Here is a 22,547-nt window from a genome sequence, read left to right as displayed (position 1 = left end):
CGGACAGGGAGGGGGCGACAGCATTTGGAGCACCCGGCATTGACCGACAAAATTCCCGTGACCGTCATCACCGGCTATCTCGGCGCCGGCAAGACCACTCTCCTCAACCGCATCCTCACCGAGCAGCATGGCCGCCGCTACGCCGTCATCGTCAATGAATTCGGTGAGATCGGCATCGACAACGACCTCATCGTCGGCGCCGACGAAGAAGTCTTCGAGATGAACAACGGCTGCATCTGCTGCACCGTGCGCGGCGATCTCATTCGCATAATCGAAGGCCTCATGCGCCGGCGCGGCAAGTTCGACGCCATCATCGTCGAGACCACGGGCCTCGCCGACCCCGCCCCCGTCGCCCAGACCTTCTTCGTCGACGCCGACGTGAAGGATGCCGCGCGGCTCGACGCCGTCATCACCGTGGCCGACGCCAAATGGCTGAGCGAGCGCCTGAAGGATGCGCCCGAAGCCAAGATGCAGATCGCCTTCGCCGACGTCGTCATCCTCAACAAGACCGATCTCGTGACGCCGGAAGAGCTCGAAGAAACCGAGGCGCGCATCCGCGGCATCAATCCTTACGCCAGCCTGCATCGCGCCGTGAGGGCAGATGTGCCGCTACAGGCCGTGCTGGAGCGCAACGCTTTCGATCTAGACCGCATCCTGCAAATCGAGCCGGATTTCCTCGTTGCGGAGGAACATGATCACGACCATCATCACCATGGTCACGATCACGAATGCGGTCCCGAGTGCGATCACGACCATGAACAACATGCGCATGATCACCACGATCACGACCATGAGTGCGGGCCGGAACGCGGGCATGAGCATCACCATCATGACCACGATGATCACGGCCATCTGAAAGCAATTCACGACAGCGAGATGCAGTCGATCTCGCTGCGCCATGCGGGTGAGGTCGATCCCGAGCGTTTCGTGCCCTGGCTCAACGAGCTGGTTCAGAAAGAGGGGCCGGATATTCTACGCTGCAAAGGCATCATCGCCTTCAAAAACGAGCCGCGCCGCTTCGTCTTCCAGGGCGTGCATATGATCCTCGACGGCGATCTGCAGCGCGAATGGAAGGACGACGAGAAGCGCGAGTCGCGCCTCGTTTTTATCGGCCGGAAGCTCAAGGAAGACGTGATCCGCAACGGTTTCGAGGCGGTCGTCTCCTGAACCACCGGCGACTGTCATTCCCGGCAGGCCGAAGGCCTGACCGGGAATCCAGAGCAGCCACGGCTGTCTCGGGCTCTGATAGTGCGGGTGGCGTTGCCGCCCTCCCCTCAGCCTCTAAATCCATACGGGAGCGGCGCGCCGGCCGCGCCCGGAGCCGCCATGCTGAAGCGCCTGTTGGAGCATTATCTGTTCCTGTCGCGCTGGCTGCTCGCGCCCTTCTTCATCATGCTGACGCTCGGCCTCTTCGCCCTGATGGTGAACGCCGGGCGCCATCTCATCTCGATCCTGACCTCTCTGGGCTCGACCAGCGAGGACAGGGTCATTCTCGAGCTGCTCGGCCTCATCGACCTCACGCTCACCGGCGCGCTGGTGATGATCGTGACGATTTCACTCTATGAAAACTTCGTCTCAGGCGCCCCTGCGACGACGCGCGAAGGCTGGCCGGACTGGATGGGCGGCATCGACTTCACGCAGCTGAAGCTGAAGCTACTCACCACCATCGTCGCCATCTCGGCGATCAAGCTCCTCGAAGTTTTCATGGACGTGCCGAAGCTGGACGCCCGCGACCTCAATTACTACATCGCCATTCACATCACATTCGTGGTCTCGACCTTCCTCTTCGCCTTCTCCGACAGGGTGACGATCTCCGGGCAGGCGGAAAAAAAGACGTCTGATGAAGCGGGGCCGAGGGACGAGGCTTAAAGAAGAGAGTAACCGCCCGCCGTCGCGTTCCCCGTTGACGCCCCAGGAAAAAACCGCCTAGTACCGCCATGGCATCTACGACCCCAACCCTGCAAAGCGCCAAGCCCCTTTTTTCCTACCGGAAATACTGGGCGCATCGTTTCGGCGTCGCGCCCTTCCTGCCCATGTCGCGGGCGGAGATGGAGGCGCTCGGCTGGGATTCCTGCGACATCATCCTCGTCACCGGCGACGCCTATATCGACCACCCGAGCTTCGGCATGGCGATTGTCGGGCGCCTTCTGGAAGCGCAGGGCTTTCGCGTCGGGATCATCTCGCAGCCCGACTGGCGCGACGCCGCCGACTTCAAAAAGCTCGGCAAGCCGAACCTCTTCTTCGGCGTGACCAGCGGCAATATGGATTCGATGGTCAACCGCTATACGTCGGACCGTCGCATCCGCAGGAACGACTCCTACACGGCGGGCGGAGAGGGTGGGAAACGGCCGGACCGCTCGGTCATCGTCTATGCCCAGCGCGCCCGCGAGGCCTTCCCCGAAACGCCGATCGTGCTGGGCGGCATTGAGGCCTCGCTGCGCCGCATCGCCCATTACGACTATTGGTCCGACAAGGTGCGCCGCTCCATCCTGCTCGACGCTAAGGCCGATCTGCTGCTCTACGGTAACGCCGAGCGGGCGCTAGCCGAGGTCGCGCACCGCATCGCCAAGCGCGGATTGGCGCAGGACTTCTCCGACATTCGCGGCCTCGCTCTGTTGCGCGACGCGACGCCGGAAGGGTGGGTTGAAGCCTCGGCCGAAGATATCGACAGCGCCGACGAGGGGCGTCTGCGCAAGGACGACGCGCGCAGCGGCGCCGATGTCGTCATCCGCTTGCCCTCTTTTGAACAGGCGTCGAGCGATCCGGAAGCTTACGCCCGCGCCTCGCGCGTGCTGCACAAGGAGAGCAATCCCGGCAACGCCCGCCCGCTGACGCAGCGGCATGGCAACAAGGACGTCTGGCTCACCGCGCCGCCCATTCCACTGACGACGGCGGAGATGGACGCCGTCTATGACCTACCCTTCGCGCGCGCGCCGCATCCCTCTTACGACGGCGCCAAAATCCCCGCCTGGGAGATGATCCGCCATTCGGTGACGATCATGCGCGGCTGTTTCGGCGGCTGTTCCTTTTGCTCGATCACCGAGCACGAAGGCAGGGTCATTCAATCGCGCTCCGAAGGCTCGATTCTCAAAGAGATCGAGATCATCCGCGACAAGACGGAAGGCTTCACAGGCATCATCTCCGACATCGGCGGGCCGACCGCCAATATGTATCGCATGGCCTGCCGCGACAAAGAGACCGAAGCGCTGTGTCGGCGCCCGTCCTGCGTCTATCCGGACATCTGCAAGAACCTGAACACCAGCCACGACGCGCTGATCGAGCTCTATCGCAAGGCGCGCGCGATTCCCGGCGTGAAAAAGGTGATGGTGGCCTCGGGCGTGCGCTACGACCTCGCGGTGAAGAGCCCGGCCTATATACGCGAGCTGGTCGAACATCATGTCGGCGGCTATTTGAAGATCGCGCCCGAGCATACGGAAAGCGGCCCGCTCTCCAAGATGATGAAGCCGGGCATCGGCTCCTACGATCGCTTTAAGCAATTATTCGACGCGGCGGCGCGCGCGGCGAAGAAGGAATATTATCTCATCCCCTATTTCATCGCGGCGCATCCGGGTACGACGGATGAGGACATGATGAATCTGGCGCTATGGCTGAAGCGTAATAAATATCGCGCCGATCAGGTGCAGACCTATCTACCGTCGCCCATGGCGCTGTCGACGGCCATGTATCACTCGGGCTTCAACCCGCTGAAACCGGTGCGGCGCGGGGCGTCCGAGAAAGTCGACGCGGTGAAGGGCCTGCGGCAACGGCGCCTGCACAAGGCCTTTCTGCGCTATCACGACCCCGAGAACTGGCCGATGCTGCGCGAGGCGCTCAAGGCCATGGGCCGCGCCGACCTCATCGGCCCCGGCAAGCACCAGCTCGTGCCGAGTTGGCAGCCCAAAGGAACCGGCGAAGGCGGCCCCTCTGCTTCGAGGCGCGCGCCATCGGGCGAGCGGAAATTCCTCACAAAGGGCGTGGCCTATCAGAAGCCGTCCGTCAAATAATCCGGGACAGGCTTCAGGGCTTCATAGGCGCCGTCGTGAATCTGTAAACGCTCCGTCACCGGTGTGTCGCTGACCCTTGTTAGTCGAGCCCCACAAGCACAGCCTTGGGGGGCCGACACAATGACAACGAGTAATCGCCGCGACTTTATGCGCCTTGCTGGTAGCGCAGCGCTCGCCACGAGTTTTCCGCAGAGCATCGAACGCGCGCTGGCGCTGCCGGCGAATAAGCGGACGGGCACGATCCAGGACGTCGAACATATCGTCGTCCTGACCCAGGAGAACCGCTCCTTCGATCATTATTTCGGCAGCCTGCGCGGCGTGCGCGGATTTGGCGATCCGCGTGCGGCCTTTCTGCCGTCCAAGAAGTCAGTGTTTCATCAGCCCTATGGCGCCAGCGAACTCTTGCCATATCGTCCCGACGCGCGCCCGGTGGGATCGCAGTTCCTGGCCGGCACGCCGCACAACTGGCCGGATGCCCACAAGGCCTGGAATAACGGGCAATACGACCAGTGGGTCGCGGCCAAGGGCCCGCTGACCATGGCGTATATGACCCGGGAGGACATCCCGTTCCATTACGCATTGGCCGACGCCTTCACCATTTGCGACGCTTATCATTGCTCTTTCATGGGAGCGACTGATCCCAACCGCTATTACATGTGGACCGGCTGGGTCGGCAATGACGGCGCCAACGGCGGGCCTGTCCTCGACAATTCCGAGGCCGGCTACGACTGGCGCACCTATCCGGAGCTCCTGGAAAAAGCCGGCGTGTCCTGGAAGGTCTATCAAGACATCGGAACGGGGCTGAACGACGCCGGATCGTGGGGCTGGACGAACGATCCCTATATCGGCAACTACGGCGACAATTCGCTGCTCTATTTCCATCAGTATCAAAACGCACAGCCGGGCACGCCGCTCGCCGACAAGGCAAAGACCGGCACGAACATCGCCGTTAGCGGCACTTTGTTCGACGTTCTTCGCGATGACGTGCGTCGCAATGCGCTGCCGCAAGTGTCCTGGATCGCCGCTCCCGAGGCCTATTCCGAACATTCGAACTGGCCGGTCAATTACGGCGCCTGGTACATCTCGCAGGTTCTCGACGCGCTGACCTCCAATCCGGAAGTCTGGAGCAAGACCGTCCTGATCATCAATTACGACGAGAACGACGGCTTCTTCGATCACATTGTTGCGCCTTATGCGCCGCAATCGCCCTCTCAAGGTCTCTCCACGGTCGCCACGACGAACGAGATTTATGCGGGCGGCGCGAAATATGCCGCGGGCCCCTACGGCCTGGGCGCGCGCGTGCCGCTGTTCGCCGTCTCGCCCTGGAGCAAAGGCGGCTACGTCTGCTCCGAACTGTTCGACCACACCTCGGTCATTCGCTTCATCGAGCGGCGTTTCGGCGTTGTCGAAACGCAAATCTCGCCGTGGCGCCGCGCTATCTGCGGCGATCTGACCTCGGCCTTCGATTTCACGCGGCCCGAGAAAAGCTTCGTCGCGCTGCCGAGCACGGCGTCTTACGCGCCGCCGGATCGGCAGCGGCATCCCAGCTATATCCCAACCCTGCCGACCCAGCAGGCGATGCCGAAACAGGAAACCGGCGCGCGCTACGCCCGCCCCCTGCCCTACGCGCTCGATGTGAAAGGCGCCCTCGATCTCGCAAAGACGTTTCACCTCGAGATTGCCAACAAAGGCAAGGCGGGGGCCTGGCTACAGCTGCGTTCGGGCGACGCCGCCTCTGGCCCGTGGAGCTATACGGTCGAGGCCGGCAAGTCGCTTTCCGACAGCCTGAAGGTCCCGGTCAGCGGTCTGTACGACTTCTCGGTTTATGGGCCGAACGGCTTCCTTCGCACCTTCAAGGGCGGCGTCGCGGCTGGGTCGGCCGACCTCTATGTCGGTGCCCATTATGAGGACGCGGAGGAGGAGGCGCATCGCGATTTCGAGATCATCGTCGCAAACCGCGGAGCGAGCGCCCGCACCGTCACGATCTTTAACGCCTATACCGGCCACACGGCGAAGCGGCGTCTTTCGCCGGGGGAGCGTTTCGAGAAATCCTGGCCGCTGGAAGCCAGCTTCGGCTGGTACGACCTGCTGATCACCGTCGACGAGGACAAGAGCTTCGAGCGCCGTCTCGCGGGCCATATCGAAAACGGTAAGGACAGCGTCAGCGATCCCGCCTTCGGCGCGAACGGCGGCAAGCATGTCAAATCCGCCGAGGTTGAACACGAGAACGAATAGCCGTCCGGCGTAGATCCAGCAGGGCCGCCGCTCCGGCAACCGAGCGGCGGCCTTGTCGCATTCATCCCAAGGCAAGCTGCGCGTGATATCGTCCTGGCTCAACGCCTCACGATGAAATTTACGCTCATGCGCATCATCCTCGGCCTTCTGTCCGGCCTTATTGGCATGCTTGCCGGTTGGTTCGGCCTCGCCTTTCTTGTGATTACGCTCGCGGGCCCGGATCGCGATGGCGGCGTCGCGATGGGCGCTTTCTTCAACATCGGACCCATCGGCGCTCTTATTGGCTTCATCACGGGCGCCTGGCTGTTCAGCAGGAAGGGCGTCGTCACTCAAAGCGCGACATCACCAGATGCACGGCGCTCCAGCGCAGCGGCGGCTCCGACCCAGACGCGCATTTCCCGACCCTTCGCCGTGTCCGTTCTGGTTGTCGCGGGAGGTCTCGCTTTTTGGGGCTGGTACGAACTGATCCGTTCGCCTTATCTCACGCACGGCTTCATGACGCTCGAGCTGCAATTCAGGCTTCCGGCCGGCATGGGCCTGCCCCAGGAGGCGACGGATGTCCATGTCGCCGTGGAAGAAGGCCGACAACACGCTGGCGTCATGCTCGGCCAAGGGTGGCGCGCCCATGACGGAGACCGCAAGGCGATCCTCGCCACGGCGACGCTCAGCCTGAAGACGCGCCAGAGGGTCGTGCGTTTAGAGCTTCCCGGCCTTCCGGAGCAAATCTGGCGGCTCTCCCTCTCGAGCGATCCCGACCCCACCCCGGACTATTCGCCTTGGCGCTTACCTGACAATGCGTCCCCCTCGAAGATCGAGATGAGCTTCCGCCTCAGCGCCGACCGCTGACGGCAGCGCGTCGCCATTTACTCGATGCCGGCGTTGCGGTTGCGGGTATTCACAGCCTCGCGAAGGCGCTTATCGATTTCGCTCGGCTCGGTGGGCGCCGGTTGCGCCGCCGCGAGGGCGCCGCGGACCGCCGAGGCTTCTTCCGCGGTCAAGACGAGCGGCCCCGCCATATGCGTGGCGTTGGGCACAGCCGACAGAATTGCATTGCGATTGGGATGGTTCGCGATTTCAACGATACCATCCGCAACCGGGTCGCGGGCGATGCATATATAGGGACCGATGACTTCGATCGCGCGGCCATCGGACGTCGTTCTGATAAATGTCACTTGCATCTTCTCGACTGCCCAACACTCGAGTGGTCTTCGGCTTCTTCATCACGCGGACGAACAAAGCCCGTCTCAGATTTTGGGCAGCGCAGGATGTCGTTCGACGTCCGGCAGCGCCCGGCAGCGCGATCATGCAATTTTGAGGCCTCGCCTCGGGAGGATCGACAGAAAAATATTGTTCTCCCATCTGGCGCCGTGACGCTGCCTATTTGGTCAACCGTGCGTATTTTTTGTCGTTTTTTCCATGACGCGTTAGCTTTTTCCGTCCGAGCAAGAAAAGCGGAATTCTTACATGTTGCGAGGCAGTTTTCTAAGCTGTACCCAAGCGGTGACATAAAAAACAAAATCTGTAGTCGCCACGAAAGGTCGCCACTATGGCCAATACAACGGCGGAGCTCGACGCGCTCCTCATGCAGCGGTCGCTGACCGACGCGCAGCTTCTGGCGGCGGCGGAAGCCGCCGCGGATTTCCGTATTCTGCCGGACGCGACCGTGATCAAGATCGGCGGGCAAAGCGTCATCGATCGTGGCCGCGCGGCCGTTTACCCGCTCGTTGACGAGATTGTCGCCGCCCGCAAAGCCCATAAGCTGCTCATCGGGACAGGCGCGGGAACGCGCGCCCGGCACCTCTATTCGATCGCGGCGGGGCTCGGCCTGCCGGCGGGCGTGCTGTCGCAGCTCGGCGCGTCGGTCGCCGATCAGAACGCCGCGATGCTGGGGCAGCTTCTCGCGAAACACGGCGTCTCGGCGGTCAATGGAGCCGCGCTCTCAGCGGTGCCGCTTTACCTCGCCGAAGTGAACGCCGTCGTCTTCAGCGGCATGCCGCCTTACAATGTCTGGATGCGTCCCGCTCCCGAGGGCGTCATCCCGCCCTACCGCACCGACGCCGGATGCTTCCTCGTCGCCGAGCAGTTCGGCTGCAAGGCGATGATCTTCGTAAAGGACGAAGACGGCCTCTACACCGCCAATCCGAAGACGTCGAAGGACGCCAAATTCATCCCCAAAATCTCGGTCGATGAGATGAAGGCGCAGGGGCTGCACGACTCGATCCTCGAGTTCCCCATGCTCGATTTGCTCAAGACGTCGCGCCACGTCCGCCAGGTGCAGGTCGTGAACGGCCTCGTCCCCGGCAATCTGACCCGTGCGCTGGCCGGCGAACATGTCGGCACGATCATCACCGCGAGCTGAAAGAGTTTCCGCTATGACCGACGCCAATAGCATCAAGCACGTCGCCTCGCCGCTCGCGCGCCAGACGCTCCTCGATGGCGACCTTACCCGCCCGGTCGCCGGCCGCCGCCCGATCCGGCTCCTCCCCTGGCTGCAGGTCGTGAAGATCGGCGGCCGCTCGATCATGGATCGCGGCGCGGACGCCATTCTCCCGATCGTAGACGAGCTCCGCAAGCTCCTGCCCGAGCACCGTCTGCTGATCCTGACCGGCGCAGGCGTGCGCGCCCGGCACCTCTACGGCGTGGGCCTCGACCTCGGCCTGCCGGTGGGGTCGCTGGCGCCGCTTGCGGCGAGCGAAGCTGGCCAGAACGGCCACATCCTCGCCTCGCTGCTCGCGCCCGAGGGCGTCTCCTATGTCGAGCACCCGACCATCGCGAACCAGCTCGCCATCCATCTCTCCGCCGCCCGCGCGGTCGTGGGAAGCGGCTTTCCCCCCTATCACCACCACGAATTTCCCGCCTCGCGCATCCCGACGCACCGGGCCGACACGGGCGCCTTCCTGCTCGCTGACGCGCTCGGCGCGGCCGGTCTCACGATCGTGGAGGATGTGGATGGGGTCTATACGACCGACCCCAAAGGCCCCGGTGGGGAGCAGGCCGAGTTGATCCGTGAGGCGAGCGCCGCTGACCTCGCAAAGCTCAAGGGACCGCTGCCCTTCGACCGCGCGCTCCTCGAGGTCATGGCGACCGCGCGCCACATCGAGCGGGTGCAGGTCGTAAACGGGCTCGTTCCCGGACGGCTCACGGCCGCCTTACGCGGCGAGCATGTGGGGACGCTCGTCCACACCGGCGCGCATTAGGCCTAAGCGCACGCTCTTATCGCTCGACAGCAGAAGGGAGCCGCAAGCTTATCTCATCTTGCGGCTCTTACGAATTCCGCTCGGTTGGTTCGGTGTCATTCCCGACGCTCGCGAAGCGAGTGATCGGGAATCCAGAGCAGAACCAGCGTTCTTGTGGCTCTGGATTCCCGGTCGGGCTTTCAGCCCGCCGGGAATGACAAAAGCCCAATGCGAGCCGTTCGATCGGAAGCGGTATCACTCGTAGCAGATGATCTCGCGCTCGCCGGTAAACACTTCCGCCATGCGCGCAGCAACGCCTGCCTTGCGGCGCGCGAGAAAACGCGGGCGACGCTGACCCAGGCTGGAGGCGCCTCGCCGGGGGAAGCTTGCGAGCGACGAACCGGCCGCATCCACCCTGGCGAGCTTGCCACCCTCCGCCGCGAGGCGCGGCAGGCTGAGCCAGCTCGCCCAATATTTCCAGTCCGCCGCGGCGTCGCCGCTATCCTGGGTCTCGACCAGCACGACATCGAGATCGCCGTCGCGATGGGCGAGCGAAAGGCGATAGCAGGGCGCCCCATCCTGCCCCTCGACCACGTCCAGCACGACGCCGTGATAGGCTGGCGCCGGCACGGAGATCATCATATCGACGCCGTTGAAGCGCCGCGAAATCAGGATGTCGCTGCGGGTGACGCGCACGCGGCGCACGCCGCCATCCGCACGCCAGTCGCGTTGAACGAGAAACTCCTGCTCGATCTTGCGCGCATTGCCGGCTTCGAACATGGTCTAACTCCTCGGGCTCTGGCCTTCATCGCTTTTGTCCCAACGATCCTGCCGCGCAGGCCCCGGCAAAGTTGCTAAAAACCCTGGTGAATGCGCTGTAAACCATTGCTTTTCATGTGTCATTACGTCCCCAAGGTAAATGGAGAGAAACGGAATTGATCAAATTGTCGGCAATTGGCGTCCGCGAATGTCTTGCAGGCAAGCCGCGCCTCCCCTACTGCTTTTCGTGATGTCGCTCGCCGAAACCGACCGCCCCGCCTTCCTTGCGCGCCTTGAAGCGATCACCCGTGAGGCGGGGGAGATCGCCATGGCCTATTTTCGCCCGGGCGCCCGCACGGCGGCGGCGATCTCCTACAAGGGCGGCGGCTCGCCGGTGACCGAGGCCGATTTCGCGGTGGACCGCTTCCTGTTCGAGGAGATGCGCCGACTCGCGCCCGAGGCCGGCTGGCTCTCCGAGGAAACCGCCGACAATGACGCGCGCCTGTCGCGCGACGCCATCTTTGTCGTCGACCCGATCGACGGCACACAGGCTTTCACCCGGGGCGACGAGCGCTGGGCCGTCTCTCTCGCCTTTGTCGAGCGCGGCCGGCCGACCATCGGCGTCGTCCATGCGCCGGCGCGCGGCGAAACCTTTACCGCCGCGCGCGGGCTCGGCGCTTTTCTCAATGGCGAGCGTCTCTCGCCGCTCATCCGCGGGACTCTCGCAGGCGCCATGGTCATCGCGCCGCGTCCGCTGCATGCCCGTATCTCCGCCTTGCCGCAGAATATCGCGATCGCCCCGCGCACGCCGTCCTTGGCGCTGAGACTGGTCGATATCGCCGCCGGGCGTCATGATCTCGTCATCTCTTCGCCCAATGCACGCGATTGGGATATCGCCGCGGCCGACGTAATTCTCGAGGAAGCTGGCGTCGCACTCGAGGAAGTCGAGGGGGGCGAGATCACCTACAATCGCAGCTCCTCGAAGCGCGGCATGCTCGTCGCCGCGCCCAAGCCCCTCATCGAGGAAACTCGAACGATAGCCATCGATGTTTCGAAAGGAATAAACTGGTCATGACAAAGAAGGCGACGCCCGCGAAACAGGACAAGCAGCTGCTGCATCTCGTCTTCGGCGGCGAGCTCGAGGCGCTCGACGGCGTGACCTTCCGCGATCCTTCGAAGCTCGACATCGTCGGCGTCTATCCCGACAATGACAGCGCCGTCGCCGCCTGGAAGGCGAAGGCGCAGGCGACCGTCGACAACGCCCATATGCGTTACTTCGTCGTCCACCTGTACAAGCTTCTCGACCCCGAGCACGACAGGCTCTGACCGAGCTTGGTCGTTTCCCAAATCCGCCGGTTTTGGGAACTTATACTCGTCGGGGAAACGCGGCCGCTTTGCCGGCCGGCGCCGCCTCTGGCCCAAAGCGTTCGCGTAGCACGGTAAATATGCCGCTCCTGAAGCTTTATCGATTGGCGACCATCGCCACGACGCCCTTGGCTGGCGCCGCCCTCAGCTGGCGCGCATCCCAGGGCAAGGAAGATCCCGAGCGGCTTGGCGAAAGGCTGGGCGTCGCCTCGCGGGAGCGGCCGGAAGGGCGCCTGATCTGGCTGCATGGCGCGAGCCTGGGCGAGACGGTCTCGCTGCTGCCGCTCGTCGAGCGCTTCATCCAGCGCGGCGCGGAAGTGCTGGTGACGAGCGGGACGGTCTCCTCTGCGCATATTCTCACACAGCGACTGCCGGCGGGCGCCTTTCATCAATATCTCCCGCTGGATGCGCCGAGATTTGTGAACCGTTTCCTGGATTACTGGCGCCCGGACATCGCCGTCTTCGCCGAGTCGGAGCTTTGGCCCAATATGGTCGCCGCGCTACGCGCGCGGGGGGTGGCGTTAGTGCTCGCCAACGCCCGCATCTCGCGAAAATCCGCCGAGCGCTGGAGCGGCCTGCCGGGCGCCGCGCGCCGGGTCTTCGGCGCCATCGATCTTTGCCTGGCGCAGGATTCCGAGAATGCGGCGCGTTTTCTGGCGCTGGGCGCGCGCTGCGTGCGCATCGCCGGCAATCTGAAATTCGACGTGGCGCCGCCGCCGGTGGACGCCGCGCGGCTGGCGGAATTCAACGGCGCGGTCGGGGCCCGTCCGGTCTGGGCGGCGGTGTCGACGCATGCCGGGGAGGAGGAATTGATCCTCGCCGCCCATGTCGAGATCAGCAAACAAATCCCCAATCTATTGACCATCATCGCGCCCCGCCATCGAGAGCGCGGCCTTGAAGTCGCGGAACTGGCGCAAGCGCAAGGCTTCGCGGCCGCGCTGCGCACGCGCGACGGCGAGCCGCGCCGCGAGACGCAGGTCTATGTCGCCGATACGATCGGCGAACTCGGCCTCTTCTTTCGCAGCGTAGGCGTTGTTTTCATGGGCAAATCGCTTGTTCCCGGCGGCGGGCAAAACCCGATCGAGCCAGCGAAGCTCGGCTGTGCAGTGCTCTATGGGCCGCACATCGACAATTTCAACGAGATTTACACGGAGCTCGCGGCCGCCAAGGCTGCGGCGCGCGTCGCCGACGCCGCCGCGCTCGCGCGCGCCGCGCAATATCTCCTCTCCGAACCCGCCCGCATGCGCCGCATGGGCCGCGCCGGCGCCGAGGCGGTCGACAAGCTTGGCGGCGCGTCGCGCGCGATCATGACGGCGGTCGAGCCTTTCCTCGCGCAAGTCGCCGCCTCTGGGCGCTGAGCGCTCATGCGCGCTCCCCAGTTCTGGCGCACGGAAGGGGTCGCCTCTCGCCTGCTGTCTCCCTTTGGCCTTGTTTATGGGGCGCTCACGCGCGTCCGTCTGGCCCGCAAGGCGCCGCGCGCCTCACTGCCGACGATCGTCGTCGGGGGCTTGACGGCTGGCGGCGACGGCAAGACGCCGCTCGTCATCGCGCTGGCGAAAATGCTCGTAACGGAAGGCGAACGCCCCGCGCTGCTCACGCGGGGCTATGGCAAACGAAGCGGGCGCTGCGAGCCCTTCGCTGTTTCAGCTGACGACGATGCGGCCACAGTGGGCGATGAGGCGCTGCTGCTCTCGCGCCATGCGCTCGCCATCGTCGGCTCGGATCGCGCTGCAAGCGCGGCGCTGGCGCGAGAGCTGGGCGCGACGCTTCTCATTCTGGACGACGGCTTGCAGAGCCGGAGGCTTTCGCCAGACCTGTCTCTGCTCGTGATCGACTCGGACTATGGCGCGGGCAATGGCCGCTGCCTTCCCGCCGGCCCGCTCCGCGCGCCGCTCGAGGCGCAAATCGCAGCTGCCGACGCTCTGATCGTGATCGGCGCGGGCGCCGCCGGGCGGAGGCTTGCAGCGTCGTGTGCGAAGCCGGTTTTCCAGGCGCAAATCGCTCCTGAGCCGAAAGCAGCGAAGGCCCTGACGGGCAAGCGCGTCATTGGCTTCGCCGGCATCGGGCGCCCTGAAAAATTCTTCCGGAGCCTGGCCGAAACGGGCGCCGAGGTCGTTGCGGCGCGCAGCTTCCCCGACCATCATCGCTTCGATGAGTTCGACCTCGCCGAGTTGATGGCGCTTGCACGCCGGCATGACGCCACGCTCGTGACCACAGAGAAGGACGCTGTCCGCCTCCCGCCTGCGCTCGACAGCGAGACATTGCCGATCAGCCTCGCCTTTACCGAGCCGGGCGCGCTCAAGGCGACGCTCGACGCCGCGCTTTCCCGCGCGCGCCTCAGTCGGGTTTCTTGACCCCGAGCTTCAGGAGCTTGGCGTGCGGGCCGGCGTAGGGTTCCTGAAGGTCGACGTTCCAGTAGCGCAGATCCTCGAGTGGAATCGGCTCGCCCGTAACGGCGCAGCGCACATAGGCGCCGGGCTTGCGGATGCGATATTCGCCGTCGAGATATTCGATCTCGGCTTCCCCGGCCGGTTGCGGCGTGCGTTCGTAGCGGTTCATTCGATATCTTCTGTTGAAGCGCCGCGTCAGCGGCTGACCTGTCAGTCGTCGGATCGACGAGATGATCGACCTCATGGGCGTCGCCCCCTCCGGCCGGCCAATTTGGCGGAAATTCTACAACCACGTGGGCGCCAAAGGAAGCGCGAACAATTCCTAAGGGTGCAGAGAGCGGAGTTTCCGGCTATTCCGCAGCATTCCGGTCTTGTTCCCGTCGTCATTCACGCCTAGCCTTCCGCGCAAGTACCGATTTTTGATTCGTCGAGTCAGCCTTTCGCGAACGCTGTCAAGTTCGCGTTTCGATGGGATCACGATAATGGATCGGGACACCATAGGCGATCTGGCCGATTCCACCCTTTTGGCTGACGACGGCGCCGAACACGCCGCCAGCCCGCGCGAAACAGCCAAGGTCAAAACGGTCTCGGAGCGCGCCCTCATCGTCACCCAGGGCAAGCATCGTTTCTATTCGCTCGTGCTCCCGAGCGATCTTCTCGCCCAGACCTGCACGGTCGAGGCTCGGGCCGAAAATCCGACCGACGGCTTCCAACGCCTGCTCGACGAGCGGCGTGCAAGATCCATTGCGCGCTATATCGACGCGGGCTTCGGCACGGTTCCCGGCGCCGTGGTGCTCTCGGCGCAGACGCGCGCGCATCTCTCCTATGACAAGGACCAAGGCGCGCTTGCCTTTCGCAAGGACCCGAAAGCCTTTCTCATCATCGACGGGCAGCATCGCGTTTTCGGCTTCAAGCTCGCCAAATCCTCGGTGAGCGTGCCGGTTGTGATCTACAACAGGCTGACGCGCGCGCAGGAATGCCGGCTGTTCATGGACATCAACACCAAGCAGCGGCCGGTGCCGAACGAGCTCCTGCTCGATATCCGCCGTCTCTCCGAAATGGAGACGGAAACCGAGGCGCTGCTGCATAATGTTTTCGACGCCTTCCTTACGCGTGAGGATTCCGCGCTCGCGGGCTTCCTCAGCCCAGCTGAACGCAAGAAGGGCATGATCTCGCGCGTGACCTTCAACGCGGCGCTGCGGTCGATCAAAGGCGCCTTCGACGGCGCGCCGGCCGAGGAAGTCTACGTCGTTCTCAACGCCTATATCCTCGCCTGCCGCCACGGCTTGGGGCTACACGCAATCGATCAGAACATTGCCAATCCGGTTCTGTTCAAGGCGCTGATGCTGCTGTTCACCAATGTCGCCGGGCGCGTCGCCGACCGGCATGGCGGCAAATATACCGTGCGCAATTTCGAGGAAGTGCTCGTCCCCTTCTTCCGCCGGCTGAAGAAGAGCGATCTGCCGCGCGCCGGCATGACGCATATCATGCTGCATGAGCATTACAGCAAGGCGCTAAGCGCCGGCTTCATGCTCAAACAATGGCTGTTCGCCTAAGCCGTCCGGATGGCCGCGCATGGTGAGGCCGTGCTCGGTTTTCTCCCAATGGAAGGGCCGCAGCCAGAGCTCGAAAAAGGCGCGCCAGCAGGCGATGCTGAGCATGAAAAGCCAGAGCGGCAGATAGGGTAGCGAACCTTGGAGAAAGGAAAGGCGCCGCCGCCTCATTCCGGCGAGAAGCGGCCAAAGCAGCGCCGCCGCCCCTGACAGCGCGAGAAAACACCACAGCCCGCAGCAAGCCGTTTCGAAGAGCGTCGTCGGCCGCAGCAGAGCGCCGAAAACGGCGTCGCAGGCCAGTCGGCACATCAAGAGCGGACCGAGCAGCGGCCCCAGAACGCCGCCCGCGAACATCGCAAGCACAGCAAATGCCCGCTTCGCGCCAAGATCGGCGAAGAACCGCGCGGGATGGCGGCAATGGACGATCGCCGTCTGCATCCAGCCTTTGAACCAGCGCGTGCGCTGCTTGACGAGCGCCCGAAAGACGGCCGGCGCCTCCTCGAATGTGTGGGAGTCGAAAGTGCGCACCGCGAAGCCCGCGCGCGCGAGACGCAGGCCGAGATCGGCGTCCTCGGTGACATTGTAAGCGTCCCAGAAGCCGATTTCGCGCAAGGCGTCGAGGCGGAAATGGTTAGACGTGCCGCCGAGAAAGAGCGGCAGGCCGAGACGGGAGAGCCCCTTATTATAGACATCGAAAAGCGCCGCATATTCGAGCGCGAACATGCCCGTCATCCAGTTGAGCGCGCCATTGTCGATGACAAGACTCGCCTGCAGGCAAGCGACGTCTCGTGGCGCGGCGGCGAAAAGCGCGGCGGCGCGGCGGAGCTGACGCGCGTCGGGAATATCCTCCGCGTCGAACACCGCAACGAGCGCGCCGCGCGCCAGCGGCATGGCGATATTGAGCGCGCGCGGCTTGGTGCGAGGGGCGCCGTCGGGCGCGACGATGATCTCATGCGGCGCGCGCGGCGGATGCGCGCGCAAGGCAGCCGCCGTCTCCTCGTCGTCGGCCTCGATGACGAATTTGATGTCGAGCTTGGCGCGCGGATAATCGAAACGGTCGATGGCGCGCGCGAGTTGCGGCGCGACAGCCGCCTCCTTGTAGAGCGCGAGGACAACCGTATAGACGGGAAGCCGCGCATCCTCGATCCAACGCTCGTCCTCTTGCGCCGAAGCGCTCGAGACGCAGGCGCCGAGGCGCAAAACGACGCTCGCAAGGAAAGCCGCGGCAAGGATGAAGGCGACCGCCAAATTCGCAGCTTCGAAAGGCGCGAACAGGCTAGCGACAATGCAGATCAACGCCGCCGTCGCGCAGGCGAGAGGCTTTCGCGTCAGCGAACCCCGCACGCAAAGATCCCCGTCGATCTGTTCGACCGAGTGACTTGCGGCATATACAGCAACGCGCGGGTAGGCCTCACGTAGCGCTTCCGAGAAGCGCGTGCGCGTGGTGATCCCGAAAAGCGGTCGCCCCTTTGCGGCGCGGGCCACGCTCTTCAAGCGGAAGATTTGAGTCCCCGAAGGCGCGAAGAGCCAACGGACGCCATCGCGGCGGTCGCGCAGTCGCATATAACCGAGCCCCGCCGTCGCAAGCGCGCCAGGCGCGAGTTCTATATCATCGTCGATGAACGCGACGCCGAGAGTTTGGGCGAGCGCGCGATAGAAAAGCTTCTCCTCGATGACGCCTTCGGCAAGGAGCGCGGCGTCTGCCGAGACGCCCTGACGACGCGCCAATGCGGCAGCTTCATCCAACGTATCGCGCGACGAGACGCCGTGATCGAGTAAAAACGAGATCTCGACGGGCGGCGCGCGCAACGCCGTTTGCGCCCTATGGGAGGCCCGACGCCCGTCCGCAGATGTTTCATCTGGGGGGCTTTTGGGACGCCGAAAGAGTGGGGCCGAGCGCTGATCGTCGCGGTTGCGCAGGTCAGGATCGAAGGAAAAATAGTCGACCGACGCCTTGCTCATGAACTATGACTCAATGCATGAAAAAATACACGAGCTTGACTATCGGCGAGAAGCGTCGGTTGCGCAAGAAATTTGATTCGAATCTTTCGCTTCGGGTCGAGGCGTTGTCGCGGCGATCAGCGATGCGCGTTATGGTGGCGCTCGCATTGGCGCTTGCGCCCGCGGCTGCGCCGGCCGCGGCGCCACCAGCGCCACCGTCCCTCTTCGATCCGCATCACGCCCTGCCGAAGCCCGACCTCTCGCACATAAAGCAGATACGCTTCCTCACGGAAGACGACTATCCGCCTTTCAATTTTCTCCTGGCCGATGGGAGCCTCGCGGGCTTCAACGTCGACCTCGCCCGCGCGATTTGCGGCGAGCTCGAGCTGCCCTGCACGATCCAAAGACGCAGCTGGGACCTCCTCGCGCCGTCGCTCAACGACAATAGCGGCGACGCCGTCATCGCTTCTCTCTCGATCAACGACGAGACGCGCAAACAGGTCGAGTTCACGGCGCCTTATTTCCTGACCCCGGGCCGCTTCGCCATGCTGGCGGACACGACGCTTCCCGCCGCTTCGCCGGAGGCGATCGACGACCGCAAGGTGGCCGCCGTCGCCGGCTCCCGCCACGAGGCCTTTCTAAAGACGTTCTATCCGCGCGCAGAACGCGTGACCTTCGAGACGACCGCTCTCGCCCGTAACGCGCTCAGGACTGGCAAGGTCGCGGCTTATTTCGGCGATGCAATCAGCACGTCCTTCTGGCTGAATGGCGCTGAGGCGGGCGGATGCTGCGCCTTCAAGGACGGCCCTTTCACTGATCCGCGCTATTTCGGCGAGGGCGTCGGCATCGCGGTCAAGAAGGGCAATACGCCGCTGCGCCGCGCGCTCGATTATGCTCTGGCCCGGCTAGACAGAAGGGGCGTTTTGGGAGAACTCTTTTTGAAATATTTTCCTCTAGGGCCGTTTTGAGACCCGTCAAAGCGCGATTCGCCCATGGACTTCGAGTCGACCGTCACTCGCATTTATGAAGCCGCCGCCGAGCCGGATTTATGGCCGAGCGTCTTGCACGAGCTTGGCGAGTTGGTCGATGCGGCGGGCGGCATTATTCTCACCCGCCGCGCCGACTCATGGACGGGTTGGCGCTGTTCCGATCTGATGATCTCGCGGACGACCGACGCCTGGATGGGGCCAGGCGGCGGCGCGGGCCGCACCAAGGCGACCTCCCGGCTCATCGCCTTCGACCGTGCTGGCTTCGTCGCCGAGAATGAAGGCTTCACCGAGCAGGAGTGGCTCGAGGATTCCGTGATGAGCGAATGGTGCGGGCCCCTTGGCTTGCACCATTGCGCCGCGACGGCGATTCCCGTGCCGACGGGCGACCTTGTCCTGGTCCAGCTCAACCGCCGCAAAGGCAAACGCTCGTTCGATCAATCGGACATCGCCCGCCTCGACGGGTTTCGCCCGCATCTCGCGCGGGCTGGATTGCTTGCAGCGCGCTGGCGGCTGGAGCGGCTGCGCGCCGCGGCGCAAGCGCTCGCCATCATCGGCCTTCCCGCTGCGGTCCTCGACGCGAGCGGCAGAGTCGTCGCAGCGAATGAGCTGATCGAAGCCATGCGCCCGCACATCTCCTGGCTGCCCAAGGATCGTATCGCTCTTCTCGATCCCGCCGCCGACGGGATGCTGAACCGCGCCGTCACGGGCATGGCTTTTCCAACCGCGGCGTCGGCGCGGTCCTTCCCCTCGAAGGGAGCCGGGGGCGATCCGGCTGTCGTTCACCTCATTCCGATCAGCGGCGCGGCGCGCGATCTTTTCGGTGGCGGCCTCAGCCTAATCACCGTCACGCCGGTCGCAGCGCCAGCTGCGCCCGATGCCGCGCTCATCCAGGGCCTGTTCGATCTGACGCCCGCCGAAGCGCGTGTTGCGCGCGCCGTCACGCAGCAGAAAACGGTCGAGGAAATCGCATCCGAGTTCGACGTTTCCAGAGAGACGGTTCGGACGCAGATCAAATCCCTCCTCGCAAAGACCGGATGCGCCCGCCAGCTCGACCTGGCGATGCTGCTGGCGCAAACCACCCAGGGACAGCCGCGTCAGACGAGGCTTACGGAGAACTCCCGGGCGCATTTGAACGCCGGCCGGTGAGCGCGGCCTGAGCCGCTCCGTCATTGCGAGGAGCGCAGCGACGAAGCAACCCAGAGCCACGTTACGGCCCTGGATTGCTTCGCTACGCTCGCAATGACGGGGGTCGATCTCGGAAGGCCTCAAACGGTCGGCCGGTAGTCCTCCGCCCCCCAATGCAGCAACCCTTTCGCCTGCGCCGGCCCGACGGCCGCGCTGGCGAGACCGTAATGCTGGGCCAGCCGATCGAGCGCGATTCTCAAGACGACCTTCCCGGAGCGGGCGGGCCAGCCGCGTTCGCTTTCGACAACTTCAAGCCCCTTGAGATAGCCGCAGACGTCGGTGAGAAGGCCCGCAAGCTCCGGGCCGACGGCGTCAAAAGCGCGCGCGAGGCGGCTGCGGGCGTCCATCGCGATTTCCGTCACGACGACGCCGGCCTCGCCGCAGCGTCGCGTCCCGGCGGCGGAAACCTCCCAATTTGCGGTGACGCGCTGGAGGATTTGCGCCTGCTCGATGTCGCGCCTGAAGCGCTCGCCGGCTTCCACATGCGCCCAATCCAGAAAGGGCCGGCCATTCGCGCCTTTTCGTCTAGCCAGCCAGGCGAGCGGGCTTTCCGCGTCATTGACGAACGCCGGTCGCGCGCCTTCCTCCCCCGGGCGTTTCTCGAATTCGCCATGCTGGGCGCGGAACGGGTCGAGCGCCACCTCGGCTGCGGCGGCGCGACGCAAATAGGCGCGGCCAGCCTCGGTCAGGCGCAGGCGCCCGCCCCGGCTTTCTCGATCCCCTTCGACGAGCCCCTCGGCCAACGCGGCCTCGCCCGTCGCCACAGGCAGACGCGCGCGCACGAGGGTGATTCCGTTTCGAGGCGCCGCCACGACAAGCGCGCCGTCGTCCAGGCCGCTCGGCGCGGCGCGGGCGCCAGGCTCGTTCAGGGCTTTCAGGAGGCGCCGCAGCGCGCGCGCCGAGGTTTCGCTTTTTCGTTCGGCCTTGCTCATTGCGCCGCTCCTTCAAAGTCGGCGAGCAACGCCAGAACCATGTCGCGCTGCGCCCGGACCGCGCTCTCCAATCGCGCCGCCGCTTGGTCGAAGCGCCGGTCGTCTCTGAGATGTTCGATCACGGCGCAGGCATGCCGAACCGTGGCGCGGTCGCGCCGGAATTGCCGCGCGCAAGCAGAAAGGCTCGCCCCCAAGCCGACATGGTGCAGATAGACCGCCAGTTGGCGCGCCCGGGCGATCCGCGCCAGGCTGCGGCCGGGCGCCGCCAGGGAAGCCGCAGGGACGCTCGACGCAGCTGCGGCAGCCGCAATGCTCAAACCGGAAATTGGAAAGAGCTGGTTTCGTATCGAAATGGCAATGGGCATGGGACCTCCGATGAATATCGATCAGGCTAAGTCGGAAAATAATCCTATTCAAGGGAAAAAATTCTATCCCCAGTGACGCGGCGCCTGTCATGCTCCTCGCAAATGAGGAGCATGCCATGTTCGTCGCCCATCCCGCCGCCGCCAAATCCCGCGCCGCTCAACGCCTGAAAGCCCACGCCCGCCCTGCCGTCGAAGCTGCTCTTAATGCCAGTCTCACCGGCTACGACCGCCTAGTTGCGCTCTCGCGCTTTCATCGGCTTTCGCAGGAAATCATTCTCAGCGAAACGCCCGAGGCGGCGCGCGCCGTGCTCCGCGAAATCGAGCAGGCGTTACGAAAGGAGCGCGCCAGGCGCGGCCATTGGACCTATGATCTCAACCGCCATATCGCCCTGCTCGTGGCGCATCGCGCCGAAACCGCCCGTCTCGCGGGCATCGGCAAACCCAATGGATGAGAGCGCTTTTCACACAGCCTCGTTTTGCTTAAATTGCGAGCTTCATTCTGCCGCGCCCAGGGCTAACGATGCTGATCGAACGAATTCTGGCCCTCGCCGCCGCCGCCGTCGTCGCCGTCGCGCTCGGCGTCGGCCTGATGTTGATGGCCATGTCGCCGCCGCCGCCCGCGCGCGGCGCGCTGAGCGCGGTAACCAGCCCCCCTGACAAGGGCAGCGCACGGCAAGCTGTGGAGACGACGATCGCTTCCACGCCGGAATATGCGCGTTTCTTCGCCAGGCTGCGCGAGACCTTCACGCAGGACTATGAGGGAACGATCAAGGAATTCGCGTCGCGTCTCTCGCAGACGAAGGCTGATCAGAGCGCCGACTATTACCTGTCCGAGGCGATGCGCCGCCTGCGCCAGTCGCGCGGCGCCCTCGCCGCCAAAGCCGAACCCGAGGTCATGTTGCGCGTCTTCGCCAAGCAGCTCGCTGTTCTGCAGGCGATCGCGCGCGAAGACAAAAAATTGTGCGTCGCCTTCCTCTACGGCGCGAATAATCTCGATTTCCAGCGTTTCGCCGCCTCGCGGCGCCCGCTCGTCGCCGATATGGCGAGCGCAAGCCTCGAGGCCATGGTCGACGGCCAGGCGAAGAACATCGCGCGCGACCAACCGACCGACGCCGACTTCAAGGCGCTGGAGACGGCGCTCGCCGCGCGCGGCCTCGCCAAGCCCGAGATCGACGCCCTGCTCGACGGCAAAATGCCGGACCCGCCGCTCGAAGACGCCAAAATGTGCGCAGCGGGGCAGACCTATCTCGAAGTCTTGCGGACCTTGCCCGAGGCCCCGCGCACGCGGATTTATGGGCTGGCGCTGGAGTTGATGGCGCGGTCGTAGAGAGGCGCTACTCTTCCTCGATCTCCTCGCAGCGGAATGGCCCGCGCCACCGGGCGTAGCGCCAGGGCGTGAACGCGCCGGCGTCTTCCGGCAATTTTTCGGGCACGGGGTCGAACCCCTCGCCGCCGCCCGGCCGGCAGCGGCAGATGCGCGCAAACCCCATCCAGCCGCCGGCCCATAGGCCATGGCGCGCAATGGCTTCGTCGGCATATTCCGAGCAGGTCGGCGCATAGCGGCAGCTTCGTCCGGCAAAGGCCGAGAAAGTGACGCGATAGAGCAGGATCAAGCCCCGGGCGAGCAGAGCGAAGGGCGAAGTCATCGGCGCC

At 64.5% G+C, this 22,547-nt stretch carries 23 protein-coding genes; 16 read left to right on the top strand and 7 right to left on the bottom strand.

Annotated elements, in window-relative coordinates:
- Window positions 1–39 precede the first annotated feature (39 nt).
- From OGR47_RS04860 to OGR47_RS04840, 5 genes are all read left to right on the top strand, one after another.
- The gene (locus tag OGR47_RS04860; RefSeq protein WP_165054709.1) at window positions 40–1,167 is read left to right on the top strand and encodes a CobW family GTP-binding protein; all 1,128 of its coding nucleotides are present in this window, start codon (window positions 40–42) and stop codon (window positions 1,165–1,167) included.
- A gap of 159 nt (window positions 1,168–1,326) precedes the next feature.
- Window positions 1,327–1,869, top strand: coding sequence for a YqhA family protein (locus tag OGR47_RS04855; protein ID WP_165054712.1), 543 nt, complete (start codon window positions 1,327–1,329; stop codon window positions 1,867–1,869).
- A 68-nt stretch (window positions 1,870–1,937) separates the two neighbouring features.
- A complete protein-coding gene (locus OGR47_RS04850; protein ID WP_165054715.1) occupies window positions 1,938–4,004 on the top strand; it encodes a YgiQ family radical SAM protein in 2,067 nt (688 codons plus the stop codon).
- A 120-nt stretch (window positions 4,005–4,124) separates the two neighbouring features.
- Window positions 4,125–6,239, top strand: a complete 2,115-nt coding sequence (locus tag OGR47_RS04845) for a phosphocholine-specific phospholipase C (protein WP_165054718.1) — start codon at window positions 4,125–4,127, stop codon at window positions 6,237–6,239.
- A 111-nt stretch (window positions 6,240–6,350) separates the two neighbouring features.
- Window positions 6,351–7,085 carry a hypothetical protein gene (locus tag OGR47_RS04840; protein WP_246729787.1) on the top strand — a complete coding sequence of 245 codons (735 nt, stop codon included), beginning with the start codon at window positions 6,351–6,353 and terminating at the stop codon, window positions 7,083–7,085.
- Between the two features lie 17 nt (window positions 7,086–7,102).
- Here the strand turns inward: OGR47_RS04840 and OGR47_RS04835 are convergent, their stop codons facing one another.
- Window positions 7,103–7,417, bottom strand: a complete 315-nt coding sequence (locus OGR47_RS04835; RefSeq protein WP_165054722.1) for a hypothetical protein — start codon at window positions 7,415–7,417, stop codon at window positions 7,103–7,105.
- 368 nt (window positions 7,418–7,785) lie between these two features.
- On the opposite strand from OGR47_RS04835, the gene OGR47_RS04830 reads away from it, so the two are divergent.
- The gene (locus OGR47_RS04830) at window positions 7,786–8,598 is read left to right on the top strand and encodes a uridine kinase (protein ID WP_165054725.1); all 813 of its coding nucleotides are present in this window, start codon (window positions 7,786–7,788) and stop codon (window positions 8,596–8,598) included.
- Between the two features lie 13 nt (window positions 8,599–8,611).
- Window positions 8,612–9,436: a molybdenum storage protein subunit alpha gene (locus OGR47_RS04825; RefSeq protein ID WP_165054728.1), complete on the top strand. Its 825-nt coding sequence runs from the start codon at window positions 8,612–8,614 to the stop codon at window positions 9,434–9,436.
- Between the two features lie 234 nt (window positions 9,437–9,670).
- Here the strand turns inward: OGR47_RS04825 and OGR47_RS04820 are convergent, their stop codons facing one another.
- Window positions 9,671–10,195: a DUF6101 family protein gene (locus OGR47_RS04820; protein ID WP_165054731.1), complete on the bottom strand. Its 525-nt coding sequence runs from the start codon at window positions 10,193–10,195 to the stop codon at window positions 9,671–9,673.
- Between the two features lie 187 nt (window positions 10,196–10,382).
- Between OGR47_RS04820 and OGR47_RS04815 the strand changes: the two genes are divergently transcribed.
- The 4 genes from OGR47_RS04815 to lpxK all read left to right on the top strand — a co-directional run bounded on the left by OGR47_RS04815 (window position 10,383) and on the right by lpxK (window position 13,893).
- On the top strand, window positions 10,383–11,249 hold the full coding sequence (locus OGR47_RS04815) for a 3'(2'),5'-bisphosphate nucleotidase CysQ (protein WP_246729788.1): 867 nt from the start codon (window positions 10,383–10,385) through the stop codon (window positions 11,247–11,249).
- Entirely contained in the window at window positions 11,246–11,500 is a 255-nt protein-coding gene (locus OGR47_RS04810; protein WP_165054734.1) for a DUF4170 domain-containing protein, read from the top strand. The genes OGR47_RS04815 and OGR47_RS04810 overlap by 4 nt, the downstream gene beginning before the upstream one ends.
- Before the next feature lie 119 nt (window positions 11,501–11,619).
- The gene (locus tag OGR47_RS04805; RefSeq protein ID WP_165054737.1) at window positions 11,620–12,897 is read left to right on the top strand and encodes a 3-deoxy-D-manno-octulosonic acid transferase; all 1,278 of its coding nucleotides are present in this window, start codon (window positions 11,620–11,622) and stop codon (window positions 12,895–12,897) included.
- Between the two features lie 6 nt (window positions 12,898–12,903).
- Window positions 12,904–13,893, top strand: a complete 990-nt coding sequence (lpxK, locus tag OGR47_RS04800; protein ID WP_165054740.1) for a tetraacyldisaccharide 4'-kinase — start codon at window positions 12,904–12,906, stop codon at window positions 13,891–13,893.
- On the opposite strand, the gene OGR47_RS04795 is transcribed toward lpxK, so the two are convergent.
- Window positions 13,877–14,098 carry a DUF2093 domain-containing protein gene (locus tag OGR47_RS04795; protein WP_165054845.1) on the bottom strand — a complete coding sequence of 74 codons (222 nt, stop codon included), beginning with the start codon at window positions 14,096–14,098 and terminating at the stop codon, window positions 13,877–13,879. The genes lpxK and OGR47_RS04795 overlap by 17 nt on opposite strands.
- Before the next feature lie 313 nt (window positions 14,099–14,411).
- On the opposite strand from OGR47_RS04795, the gene OGR47_RS04790 reads away from it, so the two are divergent.
- On the top strand, window positions 14,412–15,485 hold the full coding sequence (locus OGR47_RS04790; protein ID WP_165054743.1) for a DGQHR domain-containing protein: 1,074 nt from the start codon (window positions 14,412–14,414) through the stop codon (window positions 15,483–15,485).
- Here the strand turns inward: OGR47_RS04790 and OGR47_RS04785 are convergent.
- Window positions 15,444–17,444, bottom strand: a complete 2,001-nt coding sequence (locus OGR47_RS04785) for a glycosyltransferase family 2 protein (protein WP_165054746.1) — start codon at window positions 17,442–17,444, stop codon at window positions 15,444–15,446. The two genes, OGR47_RS04790 and OGR47_RS04785, sit on opposite strands and share 42 nt — an antisense overlap.
- A gap of 122 nt (window positions 17,445–17,566) precedes the next feature.
- Here OGR47_RS04785 and OGR47_RS04780 point away from each other — a divergent pair, with 122 nt between their 5' ends.
- Together OGR47_RS04780 and OGR47_RS04775 are read left to right on the top strand one after the other, a co-directional pair.
- A complete protein-coding gene (locus OGR47_RS04780; RefSeq protein WP_165054749.1) occupies window positions 17,567–18,391 on the top strand; it encodes a transporter substrate-binding domain-containing protein in 825 nt (274 codons plus the stop codon).
- Between the two features lie 24 nt (window positions 18,392–18,415).
- Window positions 18,416–19,558 (top strand): helix-turn-helix transcriptional regulator, encoded by a 1,143-nt coding sequence (locus tag OGR47_RS04775; RefSeq protein ID WP_165054752.1) that lies wholly within the window; start codon window positions 18,416–18,418, stop codon window positions 19,556–19,558.
- Window positions 19,559–19,677: 119 nt separating this feature from the next.
- Here the strand turns inward: OGR47_RS04775 and OGR47_RS04770 are convergent, their stop codons facing one another.
- Complete coding sequence (locus tag OGR47_RS04770) at window positions 19,678–20,529, bottom strand: DUF6456 domain-containing protein (protein WP_165054755.1); 852 nt, start codon at window positions 20,527–20,529, stop codon at window positions 19,678–19,680.
- Window positions 20,526–20,894 carry a helix-turn-helix domain-containing protein gene (locus OGR47_RS04765; protein WP_165054759.1) on the bottom strand — a complete coding sequence of 123 codons (369 nt, stop codon included), beginning with the start codon at window positions 20,892–20,894 and terminating at the stop codon, window positions 20,526–20,528. The genes OGR47_RS04770 and OGR47_RS04765 overlap by 4 nt, the downstream gene beginning before the upstream one ends.
- An 89-nt stretch (window positions 20,895–20,983) precedes the next feature.
- Between OGR47_RS04765 and OGR47_RS04760 the strand changes: the two genes are divergently transcribed.
- Entirely contained in the window at window positions 20,984–21,346 is a 363-nt protein-coding gene (locus OGR47_RS04760) for a DUF6477 family protein (protein ID WP_246729789.1), read from the top strand.
- 68 nt (window positions 21,347–21,414) lie between these two features.
- The gene (locus tag OGR47_RS04755) at window positions 21,415–22,221 is read left to right on the top strand and encodes a hypothetical protein (protein WP_165054762.1); all 807 of its coding nucleotides are present in this window, start codon (window positions 21,415–21,417) and stop codon (window positions 22,219–22,221) included.
- A gap of 7 nt (window positions 22,222–22,228) precedes the next feature.
- Here OGR47_RS04755 and yidD read toward each other — a convergent pair whose 3' ends face one another.
- Window positions 22,229–22,540, bottom strand: coding sequence for a membrane protein insertion efficiency factor YidD (gene yidD / locus OGR47_RS04750; protein WP_165054765.1), 312 nt, complete (start codon window positions 22,538–22,540; stop codon window positions 22,229–22,231).
- Window positions 22,541–22,547: the final 7 nt, after the last annotated feature.

This window comes from Methylocystis sp. MJC1 (assembly GCF_026427715.1).
Taxonomy (GTDB): domain Bacteria; phylum Pseudomonadota; class Alphaproteobacteria; order Rhizobiales; family Beijerinckiaceae; genus Methylocystis.
This window is presented reverse-complemented; position numbering and strand designations above follow the sequence as displayed.

What these genes read in the sequence shown, in the direction of transcription:
- OGR47_RS04805 (WP_165054737.1), top strand. Translation starts at nt 11,620, where the DNA reads ATGCCGCTCCTGAAGCTTTATCGATTGGCGACCATCGCCACGACGCCC.
- OGR47_RS04775 (WP_165054752.1), top strand. Translation starts at nt 18,416, where the DNA reads ATGGACTTCGAGTCGACCGTCACTCGCATTTATGAAGCCGCCGCCGAG.
- yidD (WP_165054765.1), bottom strand. Translation starts at nt 22,540, where the DNA reads ATGACTTCGCCCTTCGCTCTGCTCGCCCGGGGCTTGATCCTGCTCTAT.
- lpxK (WP_165054740.1), top strand. Translation starts at nt 12,904, where the DNA reads ATGCGCGCTCCCCAGTTCTGGCGCACGGAAGGGGTCGCCTCTCGCCTG.
- OGR47_RS04840 (WP_246729787.1), top strand. Translation starts at nt 6,351, where the DNA reads ATGAAATTTACGCTCATGCGCATCATCCTCGGCCTTCTGTCCGGCCTT.
- OGR47_RS04755 (WP_165054762.1), top strand. Translation starts at nt 21,415, where the DNA reads ATGCTGATCGAACGAATTCTGGCCCTCGCCGCCGCCGCCGTCGTCGCC.
- OGR47_RS04765 (WP_165054759.1), bottom strand. Translation starts at nt 20,894, where the DNA reads ATGCCCATTGCCATTTCGATACGAAACCAGCTCTTTCCAATTTCCGGT.
- OGR47_RS04785 (WP_165054746.1), bottom strand. Translation starts at nt 17,444, where the DNA reads ATGAGCAAGGCGTCGGTCGACTATTTTTCCTTCGATCCTGACCTGCGC.
- OGR47_RS04820 (WP_165054731.1), bottom strand. Translation starts at nt 10,195, where the DNA reads ATGTTCGAAGCCGGCAATGCGCGCAAGATCGAGCAGGAGTTTCTCGTT.
- OGR47_RS04830 (WP_165054725.1), top strand. Translation starts at nt 7,786, where the DNA reads ATGGCCAATACAACGGCGGAGCTCGACGCGCTCCTCATGCAGCGGTCG.
- OGR47_RS04825 (WP_165054728.1), top strand. Translation starts at nt 8,612, where the DNA reads ATGACCGACGCCAATAGCATCAAGCACGTCGCCTCGCCGCTCGCGCGC.
- OGR47_RS04780 (WP_165054749.1), top strand. Translation starts at nt 17,567, where the DNA reads ATGCGCGTTATGGTGGCGCTCGCATTGGCGCTTGCGCCCGCGGCTGCG.
- OGR47_RS04760 (WP_246729789.1), top strand. Translation starts at nt 20,984, where the DNA reads ATGCTCCTCGCAAATGAGGAGCATGCCATGTTCGTCGCCCATCCCGCC.
- OGR47_RS04855 (WP_165054712.1), top strand. Translation starts at nt 1,327, where the DNA reads ATGCTGAAGCGCCTGTTGGAGCATTATCTGTTCCTGTCGCGCTGGCTG.
- OGR47_RS04790 (WP_165054743.1), top strand. Translation starts at nt 14,412, where the DNA reads ATGGATCGGGACACCATAGGCGATCTGGCCGATTCCACCCTTTTGGCT.
- OGR47_RS04845 (WP_165054718.1), top strand. Translation starts at nt 4,125, where the DNA reads ATGACAACGAGTAATCGCCGCGACTTTATGCGCCTTGCTGGTAGCGCA.
- OGR47_RS04835 (WP_165054722.1), bottom strand. Translation starts at nt 7,417, where the DNA reads ATGCAAGTGACATTTATCAGAACGACGTCCGATGGCCGCGCGATCGAA.
- OGR47_RS04770 (WP_165054755.1), bottom strand. Translation starts at nt 20,529, where the DNA reads ATGAGCAAGGCCGAACGAAAAAGCGAAACCTCGGCGCGCGCGCTGCGG.
- OGR47_RS04810 (WP_165054734.1), top strand. Translation starts at nt 11,246, where the DNA reads ATGACAAAGAAGGCGACGCCCGCGAAACAGGACAAGCAGCTGCTGCAT.
- OGR47_RS04795 (WP_165054845.1), bottom strand. Translation starts at nt 14,098, where the DNA reads ATGAACCGCTACGAACGCACGCCGCAACCGGCCGGGGAAGCCGAGATC.
- OGR47_RS04850 (WP_165054715.1), top strand. Translation starts at nt 1,938, where the DNA reads ATGGCATCTACGACCCCAACCCTGCAAAGCGCCAAGCCCCTTTTTTCC.
- OGR47_RS04815 (WP_246729788.1), top strand. Translation starts at nt 10,383, where the DNA reads ATGTCTTGCAGGCAAGCCGCGCCTCCCCTACTGCTTTTCGTGATGTCG.